The organism is Hyphococcus aureus (genome assembly GCF_042643165.1).
GTDB lineage: Bacteria > Pseudomonadota > Alphaproteobacteria > Caulobacterales > Parvularculaceae > Hyphococcus > Hyphococcus aureus.
Genome location: NZ_JBHRSH010000001.1, coordinates 1,799,776 through 1,821,159 on the forward strand (window position 1 = coordinate 1,799,776; position 21,384 = coordinate 1,821,159).

Annotated in this window: 24 protein-coding genes; 8 read left to right on the forward strand and 16 right to left on the reverse strand. The window is 57.9% G+C overall.

Annotation, left to right across the window (positions count from 1 at the left end; translation table 11 throughout):
• The first annotated feature begins 6 nt into the window (after positions 1-6).
• Positions 7-1,392 carry a dihydrolipoyl dehydrogenase gene (gene lpdA, locus ACFOOP_RS08830; protein WP_379881543.1) on the forward strand — a complete coding sequence of 462 codons (1,386 nt, stop codon included), beginning with the start codon at positions 7-9 and terminating at the stop codon, positions 1,390-1,392.
• A gap of 1 nt (position 1,393) precedes the next feature.
• Here the strand turns inward: lpdA and ACFOOP_RS08835 are convergent, their stop codons facing one another.
• From ACFOOP_RS08835 to ACFOOP_RS08885, 11 genes are all read right to left on the reverse strand, one after another.
• Positions 1,394-2,209 (reverse strand): M90 family metallopeptidase, encoded by an 816-nt coding sequence (locus ACFOOP_RS08835; RefSeq protein ID WP_379880548.1) that lies wholly within the window; start codon positions 2,207-2,209, stop codon positions 1,394-1,396.
• Positions 2,210-2,260: 51 nt separating this feature from the next.
• On the reverse strand, positions 2,261-2,626 hold the full coding sequence (locus ACFOOP_RS08840; RefSeq protein ID WP_379880549.1) for a hypothetical protein: 366 nt from the start codon (positions 2,624-2,626) through the stop codon (positions 2,261-2,263).
• A gap of 88 nt (positions 2,627-2,714) precedes the next feature.
• On the reverse strand, positions 2,715-3,944 hold the full coding sequence (locus ACFOOP_RS08845) for an RtcB family protein (RefSeq protein ID WP_379880550.1): 1,230 nt from the start codon (positions 3,942-3,944) through the stop codon (positions 2,715-2,717).
• A gap of 252 nt (positions 3,945-4,196) precedes the next feature.
• Entirely contained in the window at positions 4,197-4,322 is a 126-nt protein-coding gene (locus ACFOOP_RS08850; protein ID WP_379880551.1) for a hypothetical protein, read from the reverse strand.
• 145 nt (positions 4,323-4,467) lie between these two features.
• Complete coding sequence (locus ACFOOP_RS08855; protein ID WP_379880552.1) at positions 4,468-5,856, reverse strand: PIN domain-containing protein; 1,389 nt, start codon at positions 5,854-5,856, stop codon at positions 4,468-4,470.
• Positions 5,857-6,346: 490 nt separating this feature from the next.
• Positions 6,347-8,335 carry a DNA topoisomerase IV subunit B gene (parE, locus tag ACFOOP_RS08860; RefSeq protein ID WP_379880553.1) on the reverse strand — a complete coding sequence of 663 codons (1,989 nt, stop codon included), beginning with the start codon at positions 8,333-8,335 and terminating at the stop codon, positions 6,347-6,349.
• A gap of 84 nt (positions 8,336-8,419) precedes the next feature.
• Positions 8,420-9,214: a crotonase/enoyl-CoA hydratase family protein gene (locus ACFOOP_RS08865; RefSeq protein WP_379880554.1), complete on the reverse strand. Its 795-nt coding sequence runs from the start codon at positions 9,212-9,214 to the stop codon at positions 8,420-8,422.
• Between the two features lie 55 nt (positions 9,215-9,269).
• Entirely contained in the window at positions 9,270-9,704 is a 435-nt protein-coding gene (locus ACFOOP_RS08870) for a hypothetical protein (RefSeq protein ID WP_379880555.1), read from the reverse strand.
• A gap of 22 nt (positions 9,705-9,726) precedes the next feature.
• Positions 9,727-10,296, reverse strand: a complete 570-nt coding sequence (locus ACFOOP_RS08875; RefSeq protein WP_379880556.1) for a DUF4287 domain-containing protein — start codon at positions 10,294-10,296, stop codon at positions 9,727-9,729.
• 12 nt (positions 10,297-10,308) lie between these two features.
• Positions 10,309-10,839 (reverse strand): SRPBCC domain-containing protein, encoded by a 531-nt coding sequence (locus ACFOOP_RS08880; RefSeq protein ID WP_379880557.1) that lies wholly within the window; start codon positions 10,837-10,839, stop codon positions 10,309-10,311.
• Positions 10,836-11,204 (reverse strand): ArsR/SmtB family transcription factor, encoded by a 369-nt coding sequence (locus ACFOOP_RS08885; RefSeq protein ID WP_379880558.1) that lies wholly within the window; start codon positions 11,202-11,204, stop codon positions 10,836-10,838. The genes ACFOOP_RS08880 and ACFOOP_RS08885 overlap by 4 nt, the downstream gene beginning before the upstream one ends.
• Positions 11,205-11,318: 114 nt before the next feature.
• On the opposite strand from ACFOOP_RS08885, the gene ACFOOP_RS08890 reads away from it, so the two are divergent.
• Both ACFOOP_RS08890 and ACFOOP_RS08895 read left to right on the forward strand, forming a co-directional pair.
• The gene (locus ACFOOP_RS08890) at positions 11,319-12,407 is read left to right on the forward strand and encodes a helix-turn-helix domain-containing protein (protein WP_379880559.1); all 1,089 of its coding nucleotides are present in this window, start codon (positions 11,319-11,321) and stop codon (positions 12,405-12,407) included.
• Between the two features lie 19 nt (positions 12,408-12,426).
• Positions 12,427-13,386: a sterol desaturase family protein gene (locus ACFOOP_RS08895; RefSeq protein WP_379880560.1), complete on the forward strand. Its 960-nt coding sequence runs from the start codon at positions 12,427-12,429 to the stop codon at positions 13,384-13,386.
• Between the two features lie 17 nt (positions 13,387-13,403).
• On the opposite strand, the gene glnA is transcribed toward ACFOOP_RS08895, so the two are convergent.
• A complete protein-coding gene (glnA, locus tag ACFOOP_RS08900) occupies positions 13,404-14,810 on the reverse strand; it encodes a type I glutamate--ammonia ligase (protein ID WP_379881544.1) in 1,407 nt (468 codons plus the stop codon).
• A gap of 355 nt (positions 14,811-15,165) precedes the next feature.
• Here glnA and ACFOOP_RS08905 point away from each other — a divergent pair, with 355 nt between their 5' ends.
• Both ACFOOP_RS08905 and ACFOOP_RS08910 read left to right on the forward strand, forming a co-directional pair.
• Positions 15,166-15,771, forward strand: a complete 606-nt coding sequence (locus tag ACFOOP_RS08905; RefSeq protein ID WP_379881545.1) for an outer membrane beta-barrel protein — start codon at positions 15,166-15,168, stop codon at positions 15,769-15,771.
• A 67-nt stretch (positions 15,772-15,838) separates the two neighbouring features.
• On the forward strand, positions 15,839-16,762 hold the full coding sequence (locus ACFOOP_RS08910) for a mitochondrial fission ELM1 family protein (RefSeq protein ID WP_379880561.1): 924 nt from the start codon (positions 15,839-15,841) through the stop codon (positions 16,760-16,762).
• Here ACFOOP_RS08910 and ACFOOP_RS08915 read toward each other — a convergent pair.
• The 4 genes from ACFOOP_RS08915 to maiA all read right to left on the reverse strand — a co-directional run bounded on the left by ACFOOP_RS08915 (position 16,759) and on the right by maiA (position 18,662).
• On the reverse strand, positions 16,759-17,298 hold the full coding sequence (locus ACFOOP_RS08915; protein WP_379880562.1) for a gamma carbonic anhydrase family protein: 540 nt from the start codon (positions 17,296-17,298) through the stop codon (positions 16,759-16,761). The two genes, ACFOOP_RS08910 and ACFOOP_RS08915, sit on opposite strands and share 4 nt — an antisense overlap.
• 41 nt (positions 17,299-17,339) lie before the next feature.
• On the reverse strand, positions 17,340-17,726 hold the full coding sequence (locus ACFOOP_RS08920; RefSeq protein ID WP_379880563.1) for a hypothetical protein: 387 nt from the start codon (positions 17,724-17,726) through the stop codon (positions 17,340-17,342).
• Positions 17,727-17,807: 81 nt separating this feature from the next.
• Complete coding sequence (locus ACFOOP_RS08925) at positions 17,808-17,933, reverse strand: hypothetical protein (protein ID WP_379880565.1); 126 nt, start codon at positions 17,931-17,933, stop codon at positions 17,808-17,810.
• A gap of 87 nt (positions 17,934-18,020) precedes the next feature.
• Positions 18,021-18,662: a maleylacetoacetate isomerase gene (gene maiA / locus ACFOOP_RS08930; RefSeq protein ID WP_379880566.1), complete on the reverse strand. Its 642-nt coding sequence runs from the start codon at positions 18,660-18,662 to the stop codon at positions 18,021-18,023.
• 104 nt (positions 18,663-18,766) lie between these two features.
• Here maiA and hppD point away from each other — a divergent pair, with 104 nt between their 5' ends.
• From hppD to ACFOOP_RS08945, 3 genes are all read left to right on the forward strand, one after another.
• Positions 18,767-19,834, forward strand: a complete 1,068-nt coding sequence (gene hppD / locus ACFOOP_RS08935; RefSeq protein WP_379880568.1) for a 4-hydroxyphenylpyruvate dioxygenase — start codon at positions 18,767-18,769, stop codon at positions 19,832-19,834.
• A 9-nt stretch (positions 19,835-19,843) separates the two neighbouring features.
• Complete coding sequence (locus ACFOOP_RS08940) at positions 19,844-20,326, forward strand: MarR family winged helix-turn-helix transcriptional regulator (protein ID WP_379880569.1); 483 nt, start codon at positions 19,844-19,846, stop codon at positions 20,324-20,326.
• Positions 20,327-20,410: 84 nt separating this feature from the next.
• Positions 20,411-21,358, forward strand: a complete 948-nt coding sequence (locus ACFOOP_RS08945; protein ID WP_379880570.1) for an alpha/beta fold hydrolase — start codon at positions 20,411-20,413, stop codon at positions 21,356-21,358.
• Positions 21,359-21,384: the final 26 nt, after the last annotated feature.

Here is a 21,384-nt window from a genome sequence, read left to right on the forward strand (position 1 = left end):
GAGATGATGCAAGACATTTCCTGCAAAGTGCTCGTCATCGGCGCCGGGCCCGGCGGTTACATCGCGGCGATCCGCGCGGGCCAGCTCGGCCTTGATACGGTGATTGTCGAGGGCGCCTATCACGGCGGAACATGCCTCAATGTCGGCTGCATCCCGTCGAAGGCGATCATTCACGCCGCCGACGAATTCGAGAAGGCGGCGCATTTTGCGGGCGACAGCGCCATTGGCGTCAAGGCCGGGAAACCGGAAATCGATTTCAAAAAAACCGTCGCATGGAAAGACGGCATCGTCAAACGTCTGACGACCGGCGTCGGCGGACTTCTAAAGAAAAACAAGGTGCGCGCCATCAATGGTTGGGCGACGTTCATCGACGGCAAGACCGTCGATGTAAAAGGCGGCGATGACACCTACCGCATCCGCGCGGAGAACATCATCATCGCCACGGGCTCGGTTCCTGTGGAGCTGCCGTTCCTGAAGTTTGGCGAGAATGTTATTTCCTCGACTGAAGCGCTGGCCCTGTCTGCGCCGCCGAAAACGCTTGCCGTTGTCGGCGCGGGCTATATCGGTCTTGAACTTGGGATCGCCTTCGCAAAACTCGGAACCAAAGTCACCGTCGTGGAAGCGATGGACAAGATCCTGCCGCTTTACGACAAGGAACTGACGCGCCCCGTCGAGAAAACATTGAAGCGCCTCGGTGTCGAAGTGTTGCTCGGCGCAAAAGCCAAGGGCGCGTCGAAAAAGGGGCTCGATATCGAAACGGCGAAGGGTGAGGCGGAAACGGTGAAAGCGGAAAAAATTCTCGTCACGGTGGGCCGTGCGCCGAAGACCGAAGGCTGGGGCCGCGAGAAACTTGTGCTCGATATGGTAGGCAAGTTCATCCAGATCGACGATCAGTGCAGAACCTCCATGAGCGGCGTTTACGCCATTGGCGACGTCACCGGCGAGCCCATGCTGGCGCACCGCGCCATGGCGCAAGGAGAAATGGTCGCGGAGATCATCGCGGGCCATAACCGCCGCTGGGACAAGCGGGCGATCCCCGCCGTCTGTTTCACCGATCCGGAAATCGCTTCCGTGGGCCTCTCGCCGGAGGAAGCGAAAGCGCAAGGCGAGGTGAAGGTTCAGAACTTTCCGTTCAGCGCCAATGGCCGCGCCATGTCCATGGAGGCCGAAGACGGCTTCATCCGTATCGTCGCGCGCGCGGACAATAATCTGGTGCTGGGTGTGCAGGCCGTCGGCAAAGGCGTCTCTGAACTTTCGACCGCCTTCGGTCTCGCCATCGAAATGGGCGCGACGCTTGAAGACATTGCCGGCACGATTCACGCGCATCCAACGCTCGGCGAAGCGTTTCAGGAAGCGGCGCTGCGCACCTTAGGTCACGCGCTGCATATTTAAGTTAAAACCAATCCGCCGGATCGAGCCGGTAATAAGCGCTAAGCTCGTCATAAAGATCGGGTTCCGCCTCACGCAGATCGCGCGGGCGTTCGAAAAAAACTTCCGTCGCGACGGCGAAAAACTCCGCCGGGTTGGTGGCGCCATAGGCGTCGAGGACGTTGCCTCGGCCGGCGCTCGCATCTTCGCGTAATCGTTCGTAGGCGTCCTGAAACACGCGCGCCCAGCGGGACGCGCTTTGATCCTTGTCGAGCAGGGGCGAGCCGTCGGTGACGCCGGTTTCATTGTCGAGCTGATGCGCGAATTCATGCATCACCACATTATGCCCGTCATGGGCCGCAAAGGCGCCATAAGCCGCCTGATCCCATGACAGGATGACCGGTCCGCGCGCCCAGCTCTCGCCGGAGCGGACGGGCCGGTGCTCCATCATCACATTGCCTTCGGCGCGCCGCATCTGGCTTGTAAAAACGGCGGGGTACACATGAATGGTGTGGAGCGTATTGTACCAGCGGTTTTCCTTGTTGACGATCAACAGGCACGCTTGCGCCGCGATCACGACGCGCACCTCATCGGTGATTTCAAATCCTTGCGCGCCGTAAAACTTTTTCTCCGCAAGAAAACGATTGATCAGCCCGTCGAGGCGCTTGCGTAAGTCATGAGGCAGCGCGTTGTAGACCGGCACGCGCGCCCGCAGGATCTGGCGGAACGCGCCCGGCAGAGGCGCGGCGAGCAGCGCTTCCGTCTTGCGGCGCTGCAACGCCCAGCGCCCGCCGATGAAAAGGCCGGCGGCGGCGGCTAGGATGATGAATGCGATGTTCATGGGGCGAAATATGGGGCGCGGGGAGAGGATGGCAAGCGCCTTGACAGCGTTTCAGGTGCTATGAACGCGCTTGCCTTTGTCGTACCGGGCGACAACTTCAATTTTACCGATAATGTGCTTGTTGAAGGCGCCCAATTCGTCCGCGGGAACCCAGAGTTCTTTGCACTCTGAACCACCCGCGATCTGAACAGGGAATCGCGCAGCATAAGAATCATTGATCTCGAATGCGACGACATAACCAACATGGTCGTGGTTCTGCCGCACCGAATTCCAGTCCCGTGCAATCTTCTCTGCATACTCAAAAGTGAGCACCGGATAGAAGATGGGCTGCTCCGGCAAACGAGGAGGAAACTCGCGCATGCCGGAAGCTTCGATCTTGTCCAGTTCATTCCGCCCGACGGGCCGCCAGAGTTTCATTTTCAAATCTCCAAAATCGTTGGGACCGGCGGCCCCCTGCATTCGCCGCCGGTCCCCGTTGAGGGGAGACGGCGGATTCCGTCTCACCCTATCCCTTGACGCACACGATCTGCTTCAGCGTGTGCACGACCTCGACGAGGTCGGTTTGCGCGGCCATGACGGCGTCAATGTCCTTATAGGCGCCGGGCGTTTCGTCGATGACGCCGCGGTCCTTCCGGCATTCAACGCCTTCGGTCGCCGCGCGGTGGTCGGCGAGCGTGAAGGTTTGCTTCGCCGCCGTCCGGCTCATCTTGCGGCCCGCGCCGTGCGAGCACGAACAGAAAGACTGTTCGTTCCCGCGCCCGGAGACGATGTAGGACTTCGCCCCCATCGATCCCGGAATGATGCCAAGCTCGCCTTCGCCGGCGCGCACTGCGCCTTTGCGGGTCACCCAGACATCCGCGCCGAAATGCCGTTCACGCGCCACATAATTGTGGTGGCAGTTGACGGCGCGCCTTTCGATGCGGAACTTCCCGACCTTTTTCGGAAGGCGGTAACGCAGCGACGCCAGCACGCGCTCCATCATCGCCTCGCGGTTTTCCCGCGCGAAGTCCTGCGCCCAGTGGACGGCCTCCACATAGTCCGTGAAAAGCTCTTCGCCTTCCTCGAACCAGGCGAGGTCTTTATCGGGCACGCCGTAACCGCGCTTGATCAGCTCTTCACGGGCGCGTTCGATAAAATACGTCCCGATCCGGTTGCCGATCCCGCGAGAGCCTGAGTGAAGCATCACCCAGAGGCGATTTTCCTCATCAAGACAAAGCTCGATGAAGTGGTTGCCCGTGCCGAGCGAGCCGAGATGGATCACGTGGTTCGCGCCGCGAATTTTGCGGTGCTTGTCCTCGATCACCGTCAGGCGATCGGCGAGACCGGAGTCGACGAAACGCGAGGCGATCGCGTTCGGCACGCCTTTCATCCAGCCGCCTTTCTTGCCGACGCCGCCATGGGGCACCGAGCGTTCGATGTCCGAGCGGATCATCGACAGATCGTCCGGCAACTGATCGGCGGTGACAGTTGTCCTCAACGCCATCATCCCGCAGCCGATGTCGACGCCGACCGCAGCGGGAATGATGGCGCCCTTTGTGGCGATCACCGAGCCGACGGTTGCGCCGCGCCCGAAGTGAACATCGGGCATCGCCGCGACGTGTGAGTGGATGAAGGGCAGGCGCGCCACATTGGCGAGCTGCATCCGCGCGCTATCCTCCACGGGAACGCCGCGCACCCAGGCTTTCACCGGCGCGCCGCCGGTTTCCATCACGTCAAAATTTACATCTTCCGCCATTAGAACCTCCTGTGGTTGGCGGGGCTAAACTTCCGGCCGGCTAATCCGCGTTGCTCTTCATCCTGAGGAGCAAATTTTCCTTCGTCCTTCGAGACGAACCTTCGGTTCCCTCAGGATGAAGGAAAATTTGCGTCTCGAAGGACGATGCGGATTGGCCGTCCACTCGCTAAGCCTTTCTTCGGGCAACAAAAAACCCTCCGAGGCGGGGCCTTGGAGGGTTCGAACATCCGTCTCCGGAATATGCGGATGTAACTACCGCATCAGGACGAAACCCTCCGTAACCGCCTCATCGGCGAGCGCGCGTGCGTATTCGGGCTGCAGATATTGCAGCGCGACGCTTTGCTCGTTCCTAAGGCTCATATTTGAAGCCGGTTTCATCTCATTCATCCTTTTCGCGTGACCATCACGCGTGGGGAGGGGTGAATACGCCAATTTTGACTGATGTCAAGTTGATAAAAAGTTTTTCAGCGCACCGTGTATTTTCACATGGCGCCCGTGGAGGTGAGTCATAGTTTGGGCCGGATCAAAAATCCGGATAGGTAAGTATAGAAAAATCGTGCTCACTTATCCGTTTTCCCAAGAACTCTTGAAGCGGGAATTCTCGCAAAAACTTTCTATTACCAAAGTCAAACAATTCTCTCGCTGGGGGATGAACGATCGAAAAATCAACAGGAATATTTTCGGTAGTTTCACCAATGCCGTTTGCTGAAGTTGCTCTTACCGTTATTTTTGCAGGAGTACCAAAGCTGGCGCGCAAGAGCATGAATAATTGGATTTCGTATTGAGTATCATGACGAAAGTCTTGGCAGCGGTAGTTCATATAGCGTTCCGTGGTTAAGTCTTCAGACAACACAAACTCATGCGGAGCTATTGAAAAATTTGGCCTTTGTAAGGCCGGCATGTCGAAGCCTGTCTTGTATTGGGGGGATGGGCCGTTTGGGTAGCCAAAAAGGAACTGCTCCCTAACCTCGCACTCGTTAGCAAAAATTTCGAGGATGAATTTATCGGCTGTTACTTTGCCTATATTTTTGATGCAGACCGTGCACAGGAATTGGCTAAAGAACATCGACAGGAAGTTAGGAAAGGCGTCCAAGAAACGGGGCACGCTCTCTATGAAGTCGCGATGGATTTTGTCATTTTCAGAATTGAGGTATGATTGCGGGCCGTATTCTGTCCTAGGCGGCTTTAGCTCGTTCAGAATATACTTTTGAAATTTTTTCCTATCTTCGTCACTCAATGCTTGTGCCTGAGGGATCTCAATACCATTTGGTATATCCAAGTGTATTTGGATTTCAAACTTTGGTTTGTCACTTTCTAATTCTGCTACCCTAGCTTTTAGCTGCTGGACCAGCTTGTCCTTTGGGTGAGGTTCGCTATCAAGTAGCCAGTGATTTGGCGGGCGAAGTGCTTTGCCGCCATGTCTACGCACACTATTACAAGGCCGATTGTCGAAACCGAAAAACGTAGGCTCGACGTCGCCAGTCGCAGCTACATTTAGGGCTTGCGCAGCTAAAATGTCATCTGGATGCTTTGGGTCAAGGTCTGAAATCCCCGACCAATCTATTCCCCTTATAGGCGGCGCAATTAAATAAACCTTCGGGGCGGATTTGCACAATTCAATCGGTAAGTTTACGTCGTCGCTACTGTCAAAATAGCGATTGAACTGACGTGCCTTCTTTGCAAGGCGGCCATCTCTCTTTTTTGAATCGACCTCAGAAAGTAGCTGTGGCAGCGCGAGTAGAATAATCGGCCCAATGGGGTCTACTTCCTTCCACGGCAATTCGGAAATCGGCTTCGTGTGAAAAACAAAATTCGTATCGATTATGAGAGCAGAAGAAAAGCCAGATAAGTCGAGGTTCGGAGAGTTTTGCTTTCGCTGAAAAACTGATTTGAAGAACTGGTCGAGTTTCACGTTTACGAGCCTTAATATCCAATTTGCCCCTTATTAAAACGTGCGCTTTTCCAAAGAAAACTTCAAACAGAACTGGCCGCTTTGCCCTAGAAAAGTCGCTGGAAGTCGACGAATCAAACGGCGGCGGGCTGTAGTATAAGGCCATTTCAGAAGGCGTGGATAACTTTTCACCACTTTTCTAATGGCCGTATAATGCTTCCATGTTGGCGTAGCTTATGCGCAGGTTCTGGCGCCAAAGAGGCGCGAGCAGAAAATGTCAAATGGCGCCAGACTCGGCTGCAGCCCAATAAAGACGGGGGCGAAAAAAGGCGCGAGAGGGCGGAAGGCGAATTCTCTTCCCCCGTTTACGGGGGAAGTGCCGAGCGGAGCGAGGCGATGGGGGCTGAGGCGGCAACAAAGCCCCCTCCGTCATCCCGAGCTGTCGCTCGGTCTGCCACCTCCCCCATAAATGGGGGAGGAGAGGTGTTGCGCTGATAAAGGAAGGAGGCGCCTAAATATCCAGCTCGTCCCGCACAAAGGCGGCGTTTTCCTGAATGAACTGGAAGCGCGCTTCGGGTTTCTTGCCCATCAACCGATTGACGAGATCGCTGCTTGCTTCTTCGCTGTCCTCGGCGATGACGATGCGCGCGAGGGTGCGGGTCTCCGGGTTCATGGTGGTCTCTTTAAGCTGCGCGGCCATCATTTCGCCGAGACCTTTAAAGCGGCCCACCTCCACCTTCTGGTTCGCCTTGAACTCGGTTTTGAGGAGCTTCTCGCGCTCTTCCTCAGTCATGGCGTATACGGACTTTCCTCCGGCGGAGAGGCGGAACAGCGGCGGTTGCGCCATGTAAAGGCGGCCCGCGCGAATGAGCTCCGGCATTTCCTGATGGAAGAAGGTGATGAGAAGCGCCGCGATATGAGCGCCGTCCACATCGGCGTCGGTCATGATGATGACTTTTTCATAGCGCAGATTATCGAGGTCGAATTTCGCGCCGAGCCCGGCGCCAAGCGCCTGCACCATGTCGGCGATTTCCTGGTTCGCCATGATCTTGTCGCGCGACGCCGAGGCGACATTGAGAATTTTACCACGCAGGGGAAGGATCGCCTGTGTCGCGCGGTTGCGCGCCTGTTTCGCCGAGCCGCCGGCCGAGTCGCCCTCGACCAGAAAAATCTCCGTGCCCGACCGATTGGCGGAAGAACAATCGGCGAGCTTGCCGGGTAGGCGGAGCTTGCGCGTGGCGTTGGCGCGGCTGACTTCTTTTTCCTTGCGGCGGCGCATGCGTTCATCGGCGCGGTCCGCGACCCAGTCCACAAGCGCGCCCGCCTGTTTCGGGTTCGACGCGAGCCAGTGGTCAAAGGCCGGGCGCACGGTGTTTTCAACGATGCGCTGGGCCTCGGCCGTGGCGAGCTTGTCCTTGGTCTGGCCCTGAAATTCCGGGTTGCGCACAAAGACCGAGAGGAGGGCGCCCGCCGTGCCGAGCACGTCTTCGGCGGTGATGTTGGACGCGCGTTTCACGCCGGCGAGTTCCGCGTAGCCTTTGAGCCCCTTGGTCAGCGCAGCGCGAAGCCCCGCTTCATGGGTGCCGCCTTCGGGCGTCGGCACGGTGTTGCAATAGGAATGAACAAAGCCATCGGCCTCGCCGAAACCGGCTGCGCCCCAGATGACGGCCCATTCCACATTGCCGTGGCCGCCATCGTCTTTTTTCTCGACCCGGCCGGAGAAGATGTCCTCGGTGACGGTCGGCTTCGATCCAGCGAGGCTTTTCAGATAGTCCGTAAGCCCCCTTTCGAAATGAAAAACAGCTTCGGCCGGCGTGTCATCCTTGATCAGGGCGGGTGCGCATTTCCAGCGGATTTCGACGCCGCCGAAGAGATAGGCTTTCGAGCGCGCCATCTTGAACAGGCGCGCCGGTTTGAACTTCGCGGCTGGCCCGAAAATTTTCGGGTCCGGATGGAACATGATCATGGTGCCGCGCTTGTTGGGCGCGGGGCCGACTTTTTCGAGCTTGGAGCGCGGATGGCCCTCGGCGTAGGACTGGCGGAACATGGTGCGCGCGCGGCAGACTTCGACGATCAGATCATCGGAAAGGGCGTTGACCACCGAAACGCCGACGCCGTGCAGACCGCCCGAGGTGACATAGGCCTTGCCCTCGAACTTCCCGCCCGAATGCAGCGTCGTCATGATGACTTCGAGCGCCGACTTGTTCTTGAATTTCGGGTGCGGGTCCACGGGGATGCCGCGGCCATTATCCGCAACGGAAAGATAGCCGTCCTCATGCAGCTCCACCTCGATGCGTGTCGCGTGCCCGGCGACCGCTTCGTCCATGGAATTGTCGAGGACTTCAGCGAAGAGATGATGCAGCGCCTTTTCGTCGGTGCCGCCAATATACATCCCCGGGCGTTTGCGCACCGGCTCCAGCCCCTCAAGGACTTCGATGTCCTTGGCGGAATAATCGCCGAACAGGTCGGAATCTTGCTTCTTGGCGGCGCGTTTTGCCATGGGAACTCGCTACTTCTCGGGCGCGGTGGAAAGTCCGCACGATCTAGCCCGGTTCTGGCCGCCGCGCAAAGTGCTGGGGAAAAGTCAGTCCCGCTTGGCGCCGCCGCGGCCCGCGCCGCCGGTGAAGGCGGCTGCGCCGGATGCGGTTTCGCCGGAGGCGATGGTTTGAAGACCGCGGCGCATTTCATTGCGCATGGCGTCTTCTTCGGGAAGATCCCATTGCTCAAACGCAGATTGGCGATCATTGCGCAGGCATTTCTGGGGTAGGGCGGCGATTTCCCCGGCGAGCGTTCTGGCTGCCGCGAGGGCGCCGCCTTTCGGCGCCATGCGATTGGCAAGTCCGATATCGAAAGCTTCCTGCGCTGAGACGGGGCGTCCTGTGAGAATCAGATCCATGGCCCGTGAATGGCCGATAAGACGCGGCAGGCGCACCGTGCCGAGATCAATCAGGGGCACGCCAAAGCGGCGGCAGAAAACGCCAAACACGCATCCTTCTGCGGCAACCCGAAGATCGCACCAGAGCGCAAGTTCAATCCCACCTGCAACGGCGTAGCCTTCGACCGCCGCGATGACCGGCTTTGTAAAACGCAACCGCGTCGGCCCCATCGGGGCGAGTGTGTTCATCGCCGCCTTGTCGGTGGAGAGGTCGCGCTGGTCTCCGGACGCGAGCGCTTTGAGATCGGCGCCGGCGCAAAAGTTGCCTCCCGCGCCGGTCAGGATCGCGACGGAAAGATTTTTATTGGCGTCGAACTCTTTGAATGTTTCGAAAAGATCCTTCGCGGTCGCGCTGTCGACGGCGTTGCGCCGATCGGGCCGGTTGATCGTGACGATCAACACCGGCCCGTCAGTCTCGGTGAGGATAGAGGGCTCTCCGCTCATGGGTGCTATGGTCGGACGAGGAGTCCTTACACGCAAGAGCAAACCGCAGTTCGCGTCAGCCGATCCAGCCGCGGCTCGCGCCGGTCATGGAGAGCCACAGCATCGCGGCGCCGAGAATGACAATAACCACCGGAAAAACAGCGGCGGAAGCGCCAAGCGTTGCGATGGCGTTCATGCCGAAAAGAACGAAACCCATCTGGACGATTACAGCGAGGAGCGAAACGCCCAGAAGCGGCGTTGCAAGCTTGTTGTGCAAGACCAGAAGGATTGCGCCTGCCAGCGCGGCGAAAACCGCAATGGCGTAAGCGCCCACAACCCAGCCTGGCCGCGTCTCATAAAGCGCGCGCTGCGCCTCCGGCATACCGGCAAGCGTTTCCTCGCTCATGGTAACATCGCCGATATAGGCGCCGACGCCAGCGAGTGACCACAAAACTGCGGCGCCCACGGCTATTTTGAACCACAAGGGCCATGTCGTTTTTGTTGCAGACATACATAATCTCCCATTTGTATTTTTACGCTTGTGAATACGCTTTTTTGAGCCAGGCTTTGACGTCCTTGTCGACGTCGCCGGGTTTTTCGAGCTTGACGCGATGAGAGACCATGGCGTTGAAGCTCCCCGATTTTTCAAGACGGTCCTTGGCCGGTTCGTCTTTGAAATTGATACCGAGATCGACGCGGGTTTTGGTCGATGGCTGGATAAGCGCAAACTGTTTATTGCGGCGAAGGCTGACATAGGTTTTCTTGGGGGCGATCTCGACATCTTTTCCGAAAGATGAAACGCACTTGATGAGTGCGTCATAAATCGGTTTTAGATCCGCTTTGGCGCCTGCATATTGCGCATCGACAAGTGCGCCATCACCGCCTTCGGCGCTGCCTGCGTCGCTCTTCAGAAATTTATGCGCGACGAGATTAGCAAAGCCATGGGTGAGGCCGTACTCTGCTTTCAGATGCTTGACGATCTGGCCATGTTTTTCCTCTCCTGATTTTTTGGCGACTGCGATCCATTGATCCAGCGTTTTGCCGGTCTTCTCTTTCATATTGGCGATCATGGCGTTCGCCATTTCTTCCGGTGATTTGGCCATGTCTTCTCTCCCTTAATCTAGCGGCCAGTTTTCCGCGCGCATAGGCTTCGGCGTCATCGGCGCCATCAGTCCGTAAAGCGCGTTCATCATGCGTGCGCCAAAGGTGACCTTGCCTGTTTCCACATAAGCCTTGAAATTTTCGACAATGAATTTGGCGCCCTTGTCCATGGATTTTTCGCTCCTGGAGCCGGCGACGATATGTTCGGTGACAAGGGAGAACTCCGTGCCGCCATCGACTTCTTTCAGAAGATAAGTGACCGTGGACGCCGGGTCAGGCAGGGAGGTGAGCTGGAAACTCGTGACCAGTTTGTTTGGCGGGTCCATCTCGATGATGTCGCCGATGACCGCCACGACTTTGTCGTCATTGGACGCCATGCGGTACCGGGCGCCTTTAGCCATCCCAGCTTTCGTATCCCAGCGCGCATTCCAGAAAAACGGCCGCGGCGATTTTGTATTGACGAGTTCCGACCAGACCGTTTCGATCGGCGCCTCGATCACAACGCGGTAGAACTGTTTATCGATATATCTTTTATTGCCGTTCATTTGCCGGTCCCCTTTTTCTTGTTCGCCGTTTCGGTTTCATGTCGCGCCTCGGCGAGATATTTGAGCCGGGTGACCTGTCCCGCCCAATAGGCGCTGTACTGTGTCGTCCAGCGTTCATGGATCATCTGGATCGGCGCCGCGTTGAAATAGAGTTTGCGCGTGCGGCCGTCTTTTTCCGAGATGATGAGGTTCGCATCTTCGAGCACGTTTAGATGCTTCATCACCGCGATGCGGCTGACATCGAATTCGCTGGCGAGCGCGCCAACGCCAATTCCCGGTTCTTCTTTGACGATGTCGAGCATGCGCCTTCGGCTTTCATGGGCGAGCGCCTGAAAAACGGCGTCCATATCTTTGGTGTTTATCATATGTAACGTATTGGTTACATAAAAAATGACTTCCGTCAAGCCGGCCCGCCCGGCATTCGCATCGTCCCGTTTTGCGTTGACATATTAAGGGGTTGCGGCCAGCGTCCGACCGCGATGTTTGACCTTGCGGACATACTGGAAACGGCGTTGCGGGGGGCGGGCGCCGGCACCTCTTTCCTGCTCGCTTTTGTATTTGCCTTGAGGGGCGGAGAGGGCGCGCAGGTTCGCCGTCTTGGCGCGCTGTTTATCTTTTCAACCGGTGTTTATGTTCTCCTTTCGGGAGAAGCTTCGCGCGCGCTGTTCGGGCCGGCGCTTATTCCGGTTTCGTTTATTGCGATCTACGGCACGATTTTTTTCTGGTGGTTCGCCGCAGCGCTGTTCGACGATGATTTTCGCTGGCGCTGGTGGCGGATCGCTCCGGCGGTGATGATCCCGTTCTTGCATATCGGCCATATTGTTGCGCCGCCGGGCGTGCTCGAGAAAGCGCTCTGGTACAGTCATATCGGCCTCAATGCGCTCATTTTTCTGGATGCGCTGCGTCTCGCGCTTGTTGACGCCGCCGATGATCTTGTCACGCCGCGCCGTCGCTTCCGTTTTGCAATCGCCGTGACCGTGGGCGTCTTCGGGCTGCTCATCGCCAGCGCCGAAACCATCGAGCGCAATTATTTGTTGCCCGACACGCTGCGCATGCTGCATGCGATTGCAATCTGTGTCCTCAACCTGATTTTCGGCGCATGGCTTCTGCGTCCGCGTGCCGCTCTTTTCGCAGACCCTCCAGCAGCGCTGGCGGGAGAAACAGGCTGGGCGGCGCAAACGACGAGCGTGCCCGCCGCGGACCAGCCAGCCTATGACCGGCTATTGGCGTTAATGGACGACGGCGTCTATCGCGAGGAGGGGCTGACTGTGGCGGGGTTGGCTGAAAAAGTCGGTGTCCCCGAGCACCAACTCAGAAAGCTGATCAACGGCGCCCTTGGCTTCCGGAACTTCTCTTCATTTCTCAACGCCCGCCGCATTGAGGACGCCAAGGCGCAGCTTGCTGATGGCGAAAACGCCAGAAAACAGATCCTGCAGATCGCGCTTGATCTCGGCTACGGCTCCATCGCGCCCTTTAACCGCGCTTTCAAACAGGCGACCGGTCAGACGCCGACGGAATATCGCAAATCGGCGCTTGGAAGCGCGCTGGTCAGTTCCGAAAATTCCTGATCATTTTTGAAAAAGCCGCATGTTTTCTGGATTTGCGGAGAGGTTTGGCGCGTCTTTCGCCATCTTTCGTCCATCGCAAATCATGGAGAAAGACGTGGAAGACCAAGCCAGCCTGATCGCCGCCGCCGACCCGATGACCGCCGCTATAGGCATTTTTCTGCATATCCTGCCTAATGATTTCGCCCGTTATCTGTTGGGGGCGGGCGGCGTTTTTCTGATGGTGAATGTGCTCTTCGCCAGCCGGTTGGCGGGCCGCAAGATCAGGCCTTCCTCGCCGAAGCCCGGGCAGATGCGGCGGGAGTTCGCGATCTCCATGCGCACGACGCTGATCTTCACGCTGTCTGGCGTCGCCTCCGTCATGGCGGCCAGAGCCGGTTGGCTCGATACTTATTATGTCATTGCAGAGCGCGGCTGGGGGTATTTTGCGTTTACGCTGGTCATGCTGATCGTCGCTCACGACGCCTGGTTCTACTGGACGCACAGGCTCATCCACCATCCGCGGCTTTTCCGCCGCGTTCACCGCACGCATCACAAGTCGCATAACCCGTCACCCTGGACAGCTTATTCCTTTGACATGGCGGAAGCTGCGATCAACGCCGCCTATTTGCCGCTGATCCTGTTTCTCATGCCGACCTCTGTGCAGGCGATCATCCTGTTTCTTGTGCATATGATCCTGCGCAACGCCATTGGCCATTGCGGTTATGAGTTGTTCCCGAGCCGCCGCGATGGACGGCCTCTTTTCGACTGGATGACGAGCGTTACTCACCACGACTTGCACCATGCACAGGCCGGCTGGAATTACGGTCTCTATTTCACCTGGTGGGACCGCCTCATGGGCACTGAGCACCCGCTTTATCATGAGAAATTTGCGGCGGCTGTGCGCAAACCCCTCGACGGTTCAGCGGTCGCGGCGCTCAGCAGGCAAGCGGCAAAATCTGCGCATAAAAAACGGGGTCCCTCTCGGGACCCCGCATATTGACGTTTGTCTGATGAATATCAGACGGAATAATACATGGAAAATTCGACCGGGTGCGGCGTCGTTTCGAAGCGAAGGACGTCTTCCATTTTGAGGTCGATATAAGCGTCGATTTGATCGTCGTTGAAGACGTTGCCTTTTTTCAGGAAGGCGCGGTCTTGGTCGAGCGCGTCAAGCGCTTCACGAAGAGAACCGCAGACCGTCGGAATGTCTTTCAGCTCTTCAGGCGGCAGATCGTAAAGATCCTTGTCCATCGGGTCGCCCGGATGGATCTTGTTTTCGATGCCGTCAAGGCCCGCCATCAAGAGCGCGGAGAAGGCGAGATAGGGGTTCGCGCCCGGATCGGGGAAGCGTGTTTCAAGACGCTTGCCTTTCGGCGAGGAAACCCAAGGGATACGGATGGAGGCTGAGCGGTTGCGCGCTGAATAAGCGAGCAGGACCGGCGCTTCATAGCCCGGCACCAGACGCTTGTAGGAATTGGTGAGCGGGTTGGTGAAGGCGTTAAGCGCCCGCGCGTGTTTGATGATGCCGCCAATGTAATACAGGCAAGTATCGGACAGGTCCGCATATTTGTTGCCGGCGAAAGTCGGCTGCCCGCCTTTCCAGATCGACTGGTGGACGTGCATGCCGGAACCGTTATCGCCAAAGATCGGCTTCGGCATGAAGGTCGCGGTTTTGCCGTAACCTGCCGCAACCTGATGCACGATATATTTGTAGATTTGCAGCCGGTCGGCCATGACCGTCAGTGTCGAGAATTTCATCCCGAGTTCATGCTGCGACGGCGCGACTTCGTGGTGGTGCTTTTCAGGCTCCAGCCCCATTTCGCCCATCAGCGCCAGCATTTCAGAACGCATGTCCTGACAGCTATCGATCGGCGGCACCGGGAAATAGCCGCCTTTGGGCCCCGGACGGTGGCCGAGATTGCCGCCTTCGAAATCGGTCGACGTATTGTAGGGGCCTTCGACGCTGTCCACGGCGTAGCCCATATTGTTTTGTTCGGTGGACCAGCGGACATCGTCAAAAACGAAGAACTCCGCTTCCGGACCGAAAAACGCCGTATCGCCGACGCCTGAAGATTTCAGGTATGCTTCAGCCGCTTTCGCCGTGGTGCGCGGATCGCGGTTATAAGGCTGGCCGGTTGAGGGTTCGAGAATATCGCAGGTGATCGACAAGGTCGGCTGCGCGAAGAATGGGTCCATCATGGCTGTCGCCGGATCCGGCATCAGGATCATGTCAGACTCATTGATCGCCTTCCAGCCGGCGATGGATGAGCCATCGAACATGGTGCCTTCGGACATAAGGTCCGCATCGACGAGCGATTCGTCGAAGGTCACATGCTGCCATTTGCCTTTGGGATCGGTGAAACGAAGGTCGACGAATTTGATTTTTTCGTCCTTGATGCGTCTAAGGACGGCTTCTGCGCTCATGGTCATTAAGCCCCTGTTTTGTTTTTTCCGCGACAGACTTCGGCCGGCGCAAAACCTTCACGCCGTCGTGTCGCCATAGTCTGCGTTAAGATTCGGAGGCTGTGCAAGAAAATATTGCGGCGCAGCATCTAAAAAGGGCCCCAAATCGCAAAATGTTTCCCCAAAAACAAAAAATGGCAAAAAATGCTAATTTCTAAACATTTTAGGCTAAATGAGGCCGTGCTACGCCGGACGTCTTTGGTGCGGGCGCGTTATAAGGACCGTTGCGAAATATCTTAAGCTGGCCGGTGTCTTTGTGTGAAGCATTGGGCGAAAACGAAGAGCGGGGAATGGTGTGACGGGGCTTCGGCGACTGATGGCATGCGCTTTTGCACCCATAATGGCGGCGCCGTCCGCGGCGATGGCGCAAGAAAAAGATTTTGCGCCTTATATCGCGGTGAGGACGACGCTCGAAAACGCCGACGCCAATGAATTCATTTTTGACAATGGTTATGGCGGCGTTCTTGCCGCCGGCGTGCGCTATCAGGAACGGTGGAGGGCGGAGCTTTCCGTTTCGCGCCGGGGATCGGATGTCATCGGTGTCCCGCCCATCGATACGGAAGGCTATTTTCGCGCATGGGCGTGGCTGGTGAATGTCTATTATCACCCTTTTGGCGTTGATCGTCCGATCAGTCCTTACGCGGCCCTGGGCGGGGGCTTTAATCACGCTTCGGTCGAAGCGATTGCAACCGAAGCCCGCTATGAGGGTTTCGGATTTCCGGAACAGCGATATGTCGAGAAATCGTGGCAGGGCAAGCTTGGCGTCGCTCTGCAGCTGCGCGAAGGTCTATATGCGGATGTGGCGGCGGCCTATTTCGTCAGCGATGACCATTATGTCGATGCTTCGTTTCCTAATGCGGATGAAGTCGAGTCGGCTTATCGGACATACAGCGCCTTGATCGGGCTGCGTCTGGAGCTCTAGCCCTTAAATTGCAGGTCATGTTTTGCAAGAGAACAATGGGACATCGCGGACTGCTCCCCGCCTGTGGGTGTTAACCGACGGTAAGGCTGGCGACGCTGTGCAATGCGTGGCGGTGGCGCTCGCCCTTGGGCTCCCTTTTGAAGAAAGAAAGACCGCGCCGCGCCCGCCCTGGGAATGGGTCGCGCCGTGGGGGCCGGTCGATCCGCGAGAGGCGCCGGGGCGAAAAGGCGGCCCGCTTGAAGGGCCTTTGCCTGATGTTGCGATCATTTCGGGGCGACGAGCGGTTCCCCACGGACGCGCGCTCAAAAAAGCGAGCGGCGGGGCTGTGCGCATTGTCATGCTCAAGGATCCGCGTTTTGGCCGTGATATTCCCGATGTCCTGTGGGCGCCGGCGCACGACCAGCTAGAAGGCGGCAATGTCATCACAACATTGACGACGCCGCACAGTTTGGGCGCTGCCCTGGCCGATCCGGGTGCGCCTTGTGCGGCGATCGCCGAATTGCCGCCTTCGTTTCTGGGCGTCATTTTGGGCGGGCCGTCCGGCGGCGCCGATTATTCCAGTGCTGCGGCCCGTGATCTCGCTGCGCGGGTGTCGCGAGCGGGCGAGGCCTATGGTGCGATTGCGGTGACGCCTTCGCGCCGGACGCCGCAAGAATTCATTGCGACATTGAAACGGCATCTCGTCCACGCTCATGTTTTTGTCTGGGACCGCACGGGCGACAATCCGTACAGGGATATTCTGGCGCGGGCGGGCGCGCTGATTGTTCCCGGCGACTCACATAATATGACGAGCGAAGCGTTGGCTTCATCCGCGCCGGTTTATATCTGGCGGCCAGAAGGCATATCCCCGAAAATCGACTGGTTCGTCGCGCAGGTCATCGCAGAAGGCCATGCGCAGCTATTTGAAGACGAGGCGGCTTATTACGGACGCAGGCCGCTGGATGCGACGCCGGAGATTGTTGCGAAAATTCGCGACATGCTGGAGCTTTAAAGTTTCTTCAGCGCTTCGGCGTGGGCTCTTGCTTCTTCGACATAATGGCCTGACCCGACAAGGGCGAATTTGTCCTCGCCTTCGCGCAAGTCGCGGAATTTCTTCGCCGGCATGCCCGCCCACATTTCGCCTGTCGGCACGATCTTCTTTGGCGACAGGAAAGCGCCGGCCGCGAGCATGGCGCCCGTCTGGACCACGGACCCGTCAAGCATGGTCGCGCCCATACCGACAAAGCCGCCATCCTCGACCGTTGCGCCGTGAAGCATGCATTTATGACCGATCAGCGCATTCTCGCCGATGACGGTTGGCAGCCCGCCCCATTGTGGATCGTCCACATGAATGATCGTGCCGTCCTGCACATTCGATCCCTTGCCGACAACGATCTTGTTGGTGTCGCCGCGTAAGACGCAAGCGTACCAGACAGACGCGTTTTCATGCAGCTCCACATCACCGCAAATAACGGCGCCGGGCGCGACGAAGGCGGTCTCGTGGATTTTCGGTTTCTTGTCGCCAATGGCGAAAATGAGCGGTTTCATATGCGGAGAGGCTTCTCGGGCTTGCTTCGACCGCAAACCTGTCACGCTCGCTCATGAGGCGCAATGGCGCGTTTCAGCACGGCGATACGCGAAGAGACACGCCAGTCAATGTCTTCGGCAATATGCGTGAGGTCAAGCTGGAGCGCCGAGAGATTCGACGCCCCCGGAACCGGCTCTAAGGAGAAAGCGGCGCTGAGGTTATCCGGATCAGAAAAAGTGAGACGAACTTGCCAGGGCGAGGAAAGGCGCTTGTCGTACAACATATCGGCGATCGCATCGCCAAGGATGCGCACATGGGTCACCGAATGAGCGTAAAACCAGACTGCGGGCGCATTGCGCATGAGCCCTTCAGCGTCATTGTGTCCCTCACAGGACCAGCAGGGCGTAAAGACGCCGAGCTTTTTGATCTCAAAGGCGAGGGGCGCCACGCCTTTTTCAATCGGGAAGTTTTGCGGGTCGCTGGATAGCGTTTCGGGGATGTGCGGGCAGTCGCGCGTGCAGGGGCATGTTCAAGCGCGCGTGCAATCATGTGCGCAGACCGGCGCCGAGCGAATGACGGCGCGCGTCATTTCTTCCAGGCTTTCTTCGACGGCCCGCGCCTCGCGTACAATTTCGTAACGTCGTTCTATCCGCATCGTTCGTCTCTCGAATGGGTAACCATTCATTAGTCATGTTTTCGATGCGGATAATTTTAGGAGAGAAGAGTTGGCGATGAGTAAAGATCAGTTCTTAACTGCATCAAGCTGGTTATCCGGATGCGCCTTGACGAACGCCGGATGTTTTGAACAGCGCTCGTAAATCTCGTTCAGTTTTGAAAGGGCGCCAATTTCCACGCCAAACCGTTTCGCCGCGTAAACTTGCGGGACAAGCACGCAATCGGCGAGGCCCGGCACATCGCCCACGCAATAATCGCCGGCGGTGCGCGCCAGCATTTTTTCGACCGCCGCCATGGCGCCGCCGGGCCAGCGGTTCATCCAGTCCTTCATGGCGTCCGCGTCAAAGCCGCGTTCGTTTTTCAGATAATTCTGGATACGCACATTGCCGAAGGGCTGCGCCTCGCAGGCGAGGGTTGCGGCAATCGCCCTTGCATTGGCGCGCGCGATGGCGTTGCCGGAAAGCAGCGAGGGGTCGGGATGAACCTCCTCCAGATATTCGATGATCGCGACAGACTGGGTGATCAGCGCGCCTTCATCGGCGACCAGCGTCGGCACAAGCCCCGTGGGGTTTTTGTCGAGATAGGCGTCGCTGCGCTGTTCGCCTTTGAGGAGATTCACTGGCTCATAATCGTAAGAGAGATTTTTTAGAGCCAGTGCTATGCGCACCCGATAGGTCGCGCTCGAGCGCCAATAGCCGAAGAGTTTCATATAGTTGCCTCTTTTCTTGCGGGCGGGTCGACTGTCCTTGATTCAAATTAGTAACATATGTTACTAATCCGCTCAAATCACATCCCAGACTGGAAGGAATAGCCATGGCTGACCTGTTCGAAAACCCGATCGGAACCGACGGTTTTGAGTTCGTTGAATATACGAGCAGCAACCCGGACGAGCTGGCGGCGCTGTTCGAACGCCTTGGCTTTACGGCGGTGGGCAAGCATCGCTCGAAAGACGTCATCCATTACCGCCAGGGCGACATCAATTTTCTGTTGAACCGCGAACAGTCGGGCCAGCCGGAAGTTTTCCGGGGACAGCATGGCGCCGGCGCCAACGCCATGGCGTTTCGGGTGAAGGATGCGCAAGCCGCCTTCAAGGAAGCCGTCAAGCGCGGCGCCAAACCGATTGAGGCCAAAGCCGGGCCGATGGAATTGAACATTCCGGGCATTGAGGGGATCGGCGGGCTCAACGTCTATCTCGTGGACCGTTATGGCGCGCGCTCAATTTACGATGTGGACTTCGAGCCCATCGAAGGCGCGGACCCGTCGCAGAACGATATGGGCCTCACCTATATCGATCACCTCACGCATAACCTCCATCGCGGCAATATGGACAAGTGGGCGAGCTATTATGAAAGCATCTTCAATTTCCGCGAAATTCGCTATTTCGATATTGAAGGCAAACTGACCGGGCTTGTCTCAAAGGCGATGACGAGCCCCTGCGGCAAGATCCGCATTCCCCTGAACGAAAGCCAGGACGACAAGTCCCAGATCGAGGAATTCCTTGAGCGCTATAATGGCGAGGGCATTCAGCACATCGCCCTTGGCACTGGCGATATTTATACCACGGTCGAGGCGTTGCGCGGCAAAGGCGTTCCTTTCCAGGACACGCCGGACACCTATTATGAGAAAGTCGATGAGCGCGTGGGCGACCACGGCGAAGATCTCGATCGCCTGAAGAAAAACAACATCCTGATCGACGGCGCGCCGACGCAAGGGCAAGGGCTTCTCCTGCAAATCTTTACACAGGACGCCATCGGTCCGATCTTCTATGAGATCATTCAGCGCAAAGGCAATGAAGGTTTCGGCGAGGGCAATTTCAAGGCGCTGTTCGAATCGATTGAAGAAGATCAAATTCGCCGCGGCGTTCTGAAAGAATCCGCCTAAGGGAGTTTCATGACCGTCGCCTGCGTAGCACGCAAGACCAAGCCCGGCGCCAAGCGCAAACTCGTTCTCGACGAGTTTGCGCCTTACCGCATCGTCGCGTTGGGGCATGCGATTTCCGGACGGCTGGCGCGCGCCTATCGCGACGAAAACATCACCATTCCTGAATGGCGGGTGCTCGCGGTGATCGGCGAGGCGGAGCGCGTCGCCGCGCGCGACGTCGTCAAACGCACGCCCATGGACAAAATGACAGTCTCCCGTGCGGTCGCCAGCCTTGAGCAAAAGGGATTCGTTAGCCGCGCGCCGGATGAAACCGACCGGCGCGTCTCCATGCTGTCGTTGTCTACGGAAGGCCGGAAAGTCTTCGACCGCGTCGCGGCGCTGGCGCTCGAATTTGAAGACAGCCTACTTTCCAGTCTCGACCCGGAAGAAGCGGCGGCGTTCCGTCTTGCGCTCGAAAAGCTTGAAGAGAAGGCGCGAGAAAACGGCGAGTAGCCTTTTCGCTTCTTTTCCAAGCTTGTTTCCTACAGACAAAGCCATCAAACTCTTTGCAGTCGGCGCAGTGATGAGCGGGTTGGGATGTTGCGTGTAAATCTGAAAACTCTGGCGGTGGTTGGGTGGTTGGCGCTATCGCTTGCCGCCTGCGTGTCCTTTCCCGATGCGCCGCCCGCGGAATTTGCGCCGCGTTTTGAGGAAGACAGCTTTCACTCCCTCGACGGCGCCGTGCTCGGCGTTCAGCGCTGGGAAGCGGATGCGCCACGCGCCATCGTCGTGGCGCTGCATGGCATGAATGATTATTCGCAGATGTATGACGGGCCCGGAGGCTATTGGGCCGGCGAGGGGATATCTACTTACGCAATAGATCAACGCGGTTTTGGCCGCTCGCCGCAATTTGGCCGTTGGGTTGGCGAGGAAACGATGATTGCCGATCTGCGCGCAGCGGTTGCGGCGGCGCGGTCGCAACATCCGGGCCTGCCGATTTTCGTCGCGGGTCATTCTATGGGCGCGGGGGTCATCCTCGCCGCCGAAGCCGAAGCGCCGCTTGGCGCCGACGGAATTATTCTTGCCGCGCCTGGCGTGTGGGGCGGGGCGGCGCTGCCTGTTCCTTACCGCATCGGCGCCAATCTCGCCGCCATGGTGGCGCCGGGCAAAACCCTTACGGGGGAGCGCGCGGCCCGCCAGGCGACGGATAATATCGAAGCCTTGCGCGAAATGGGTAAGGACCCGCTCGTCATCAAGGAAACGCGCGTTGATGCGGTGCTGGGGGTCACGCGGGTGATGGGGGCGGGCTATAGCGGCGCGAAAGAGGTCAGCGGCAACATCCTTTTTCTGATGGGTGAAAAGGACGAGATCATTCCTCTCAAAATCATGGAAAGAACCGCGATGCGGCTTTCCGGGGATGTCACCTTCCGGCGCTATCCCCAAGGCTGGCATATGTTGTTCCGTGACCTGCAGGCGAAACGGGTCTGGGAAGATTGCGCCGCGTGGATCTATGCCCGAATTGATGCGGCGCAGGATCGACAATAAACGCAACTGCGCGTTTTATCCGGGCC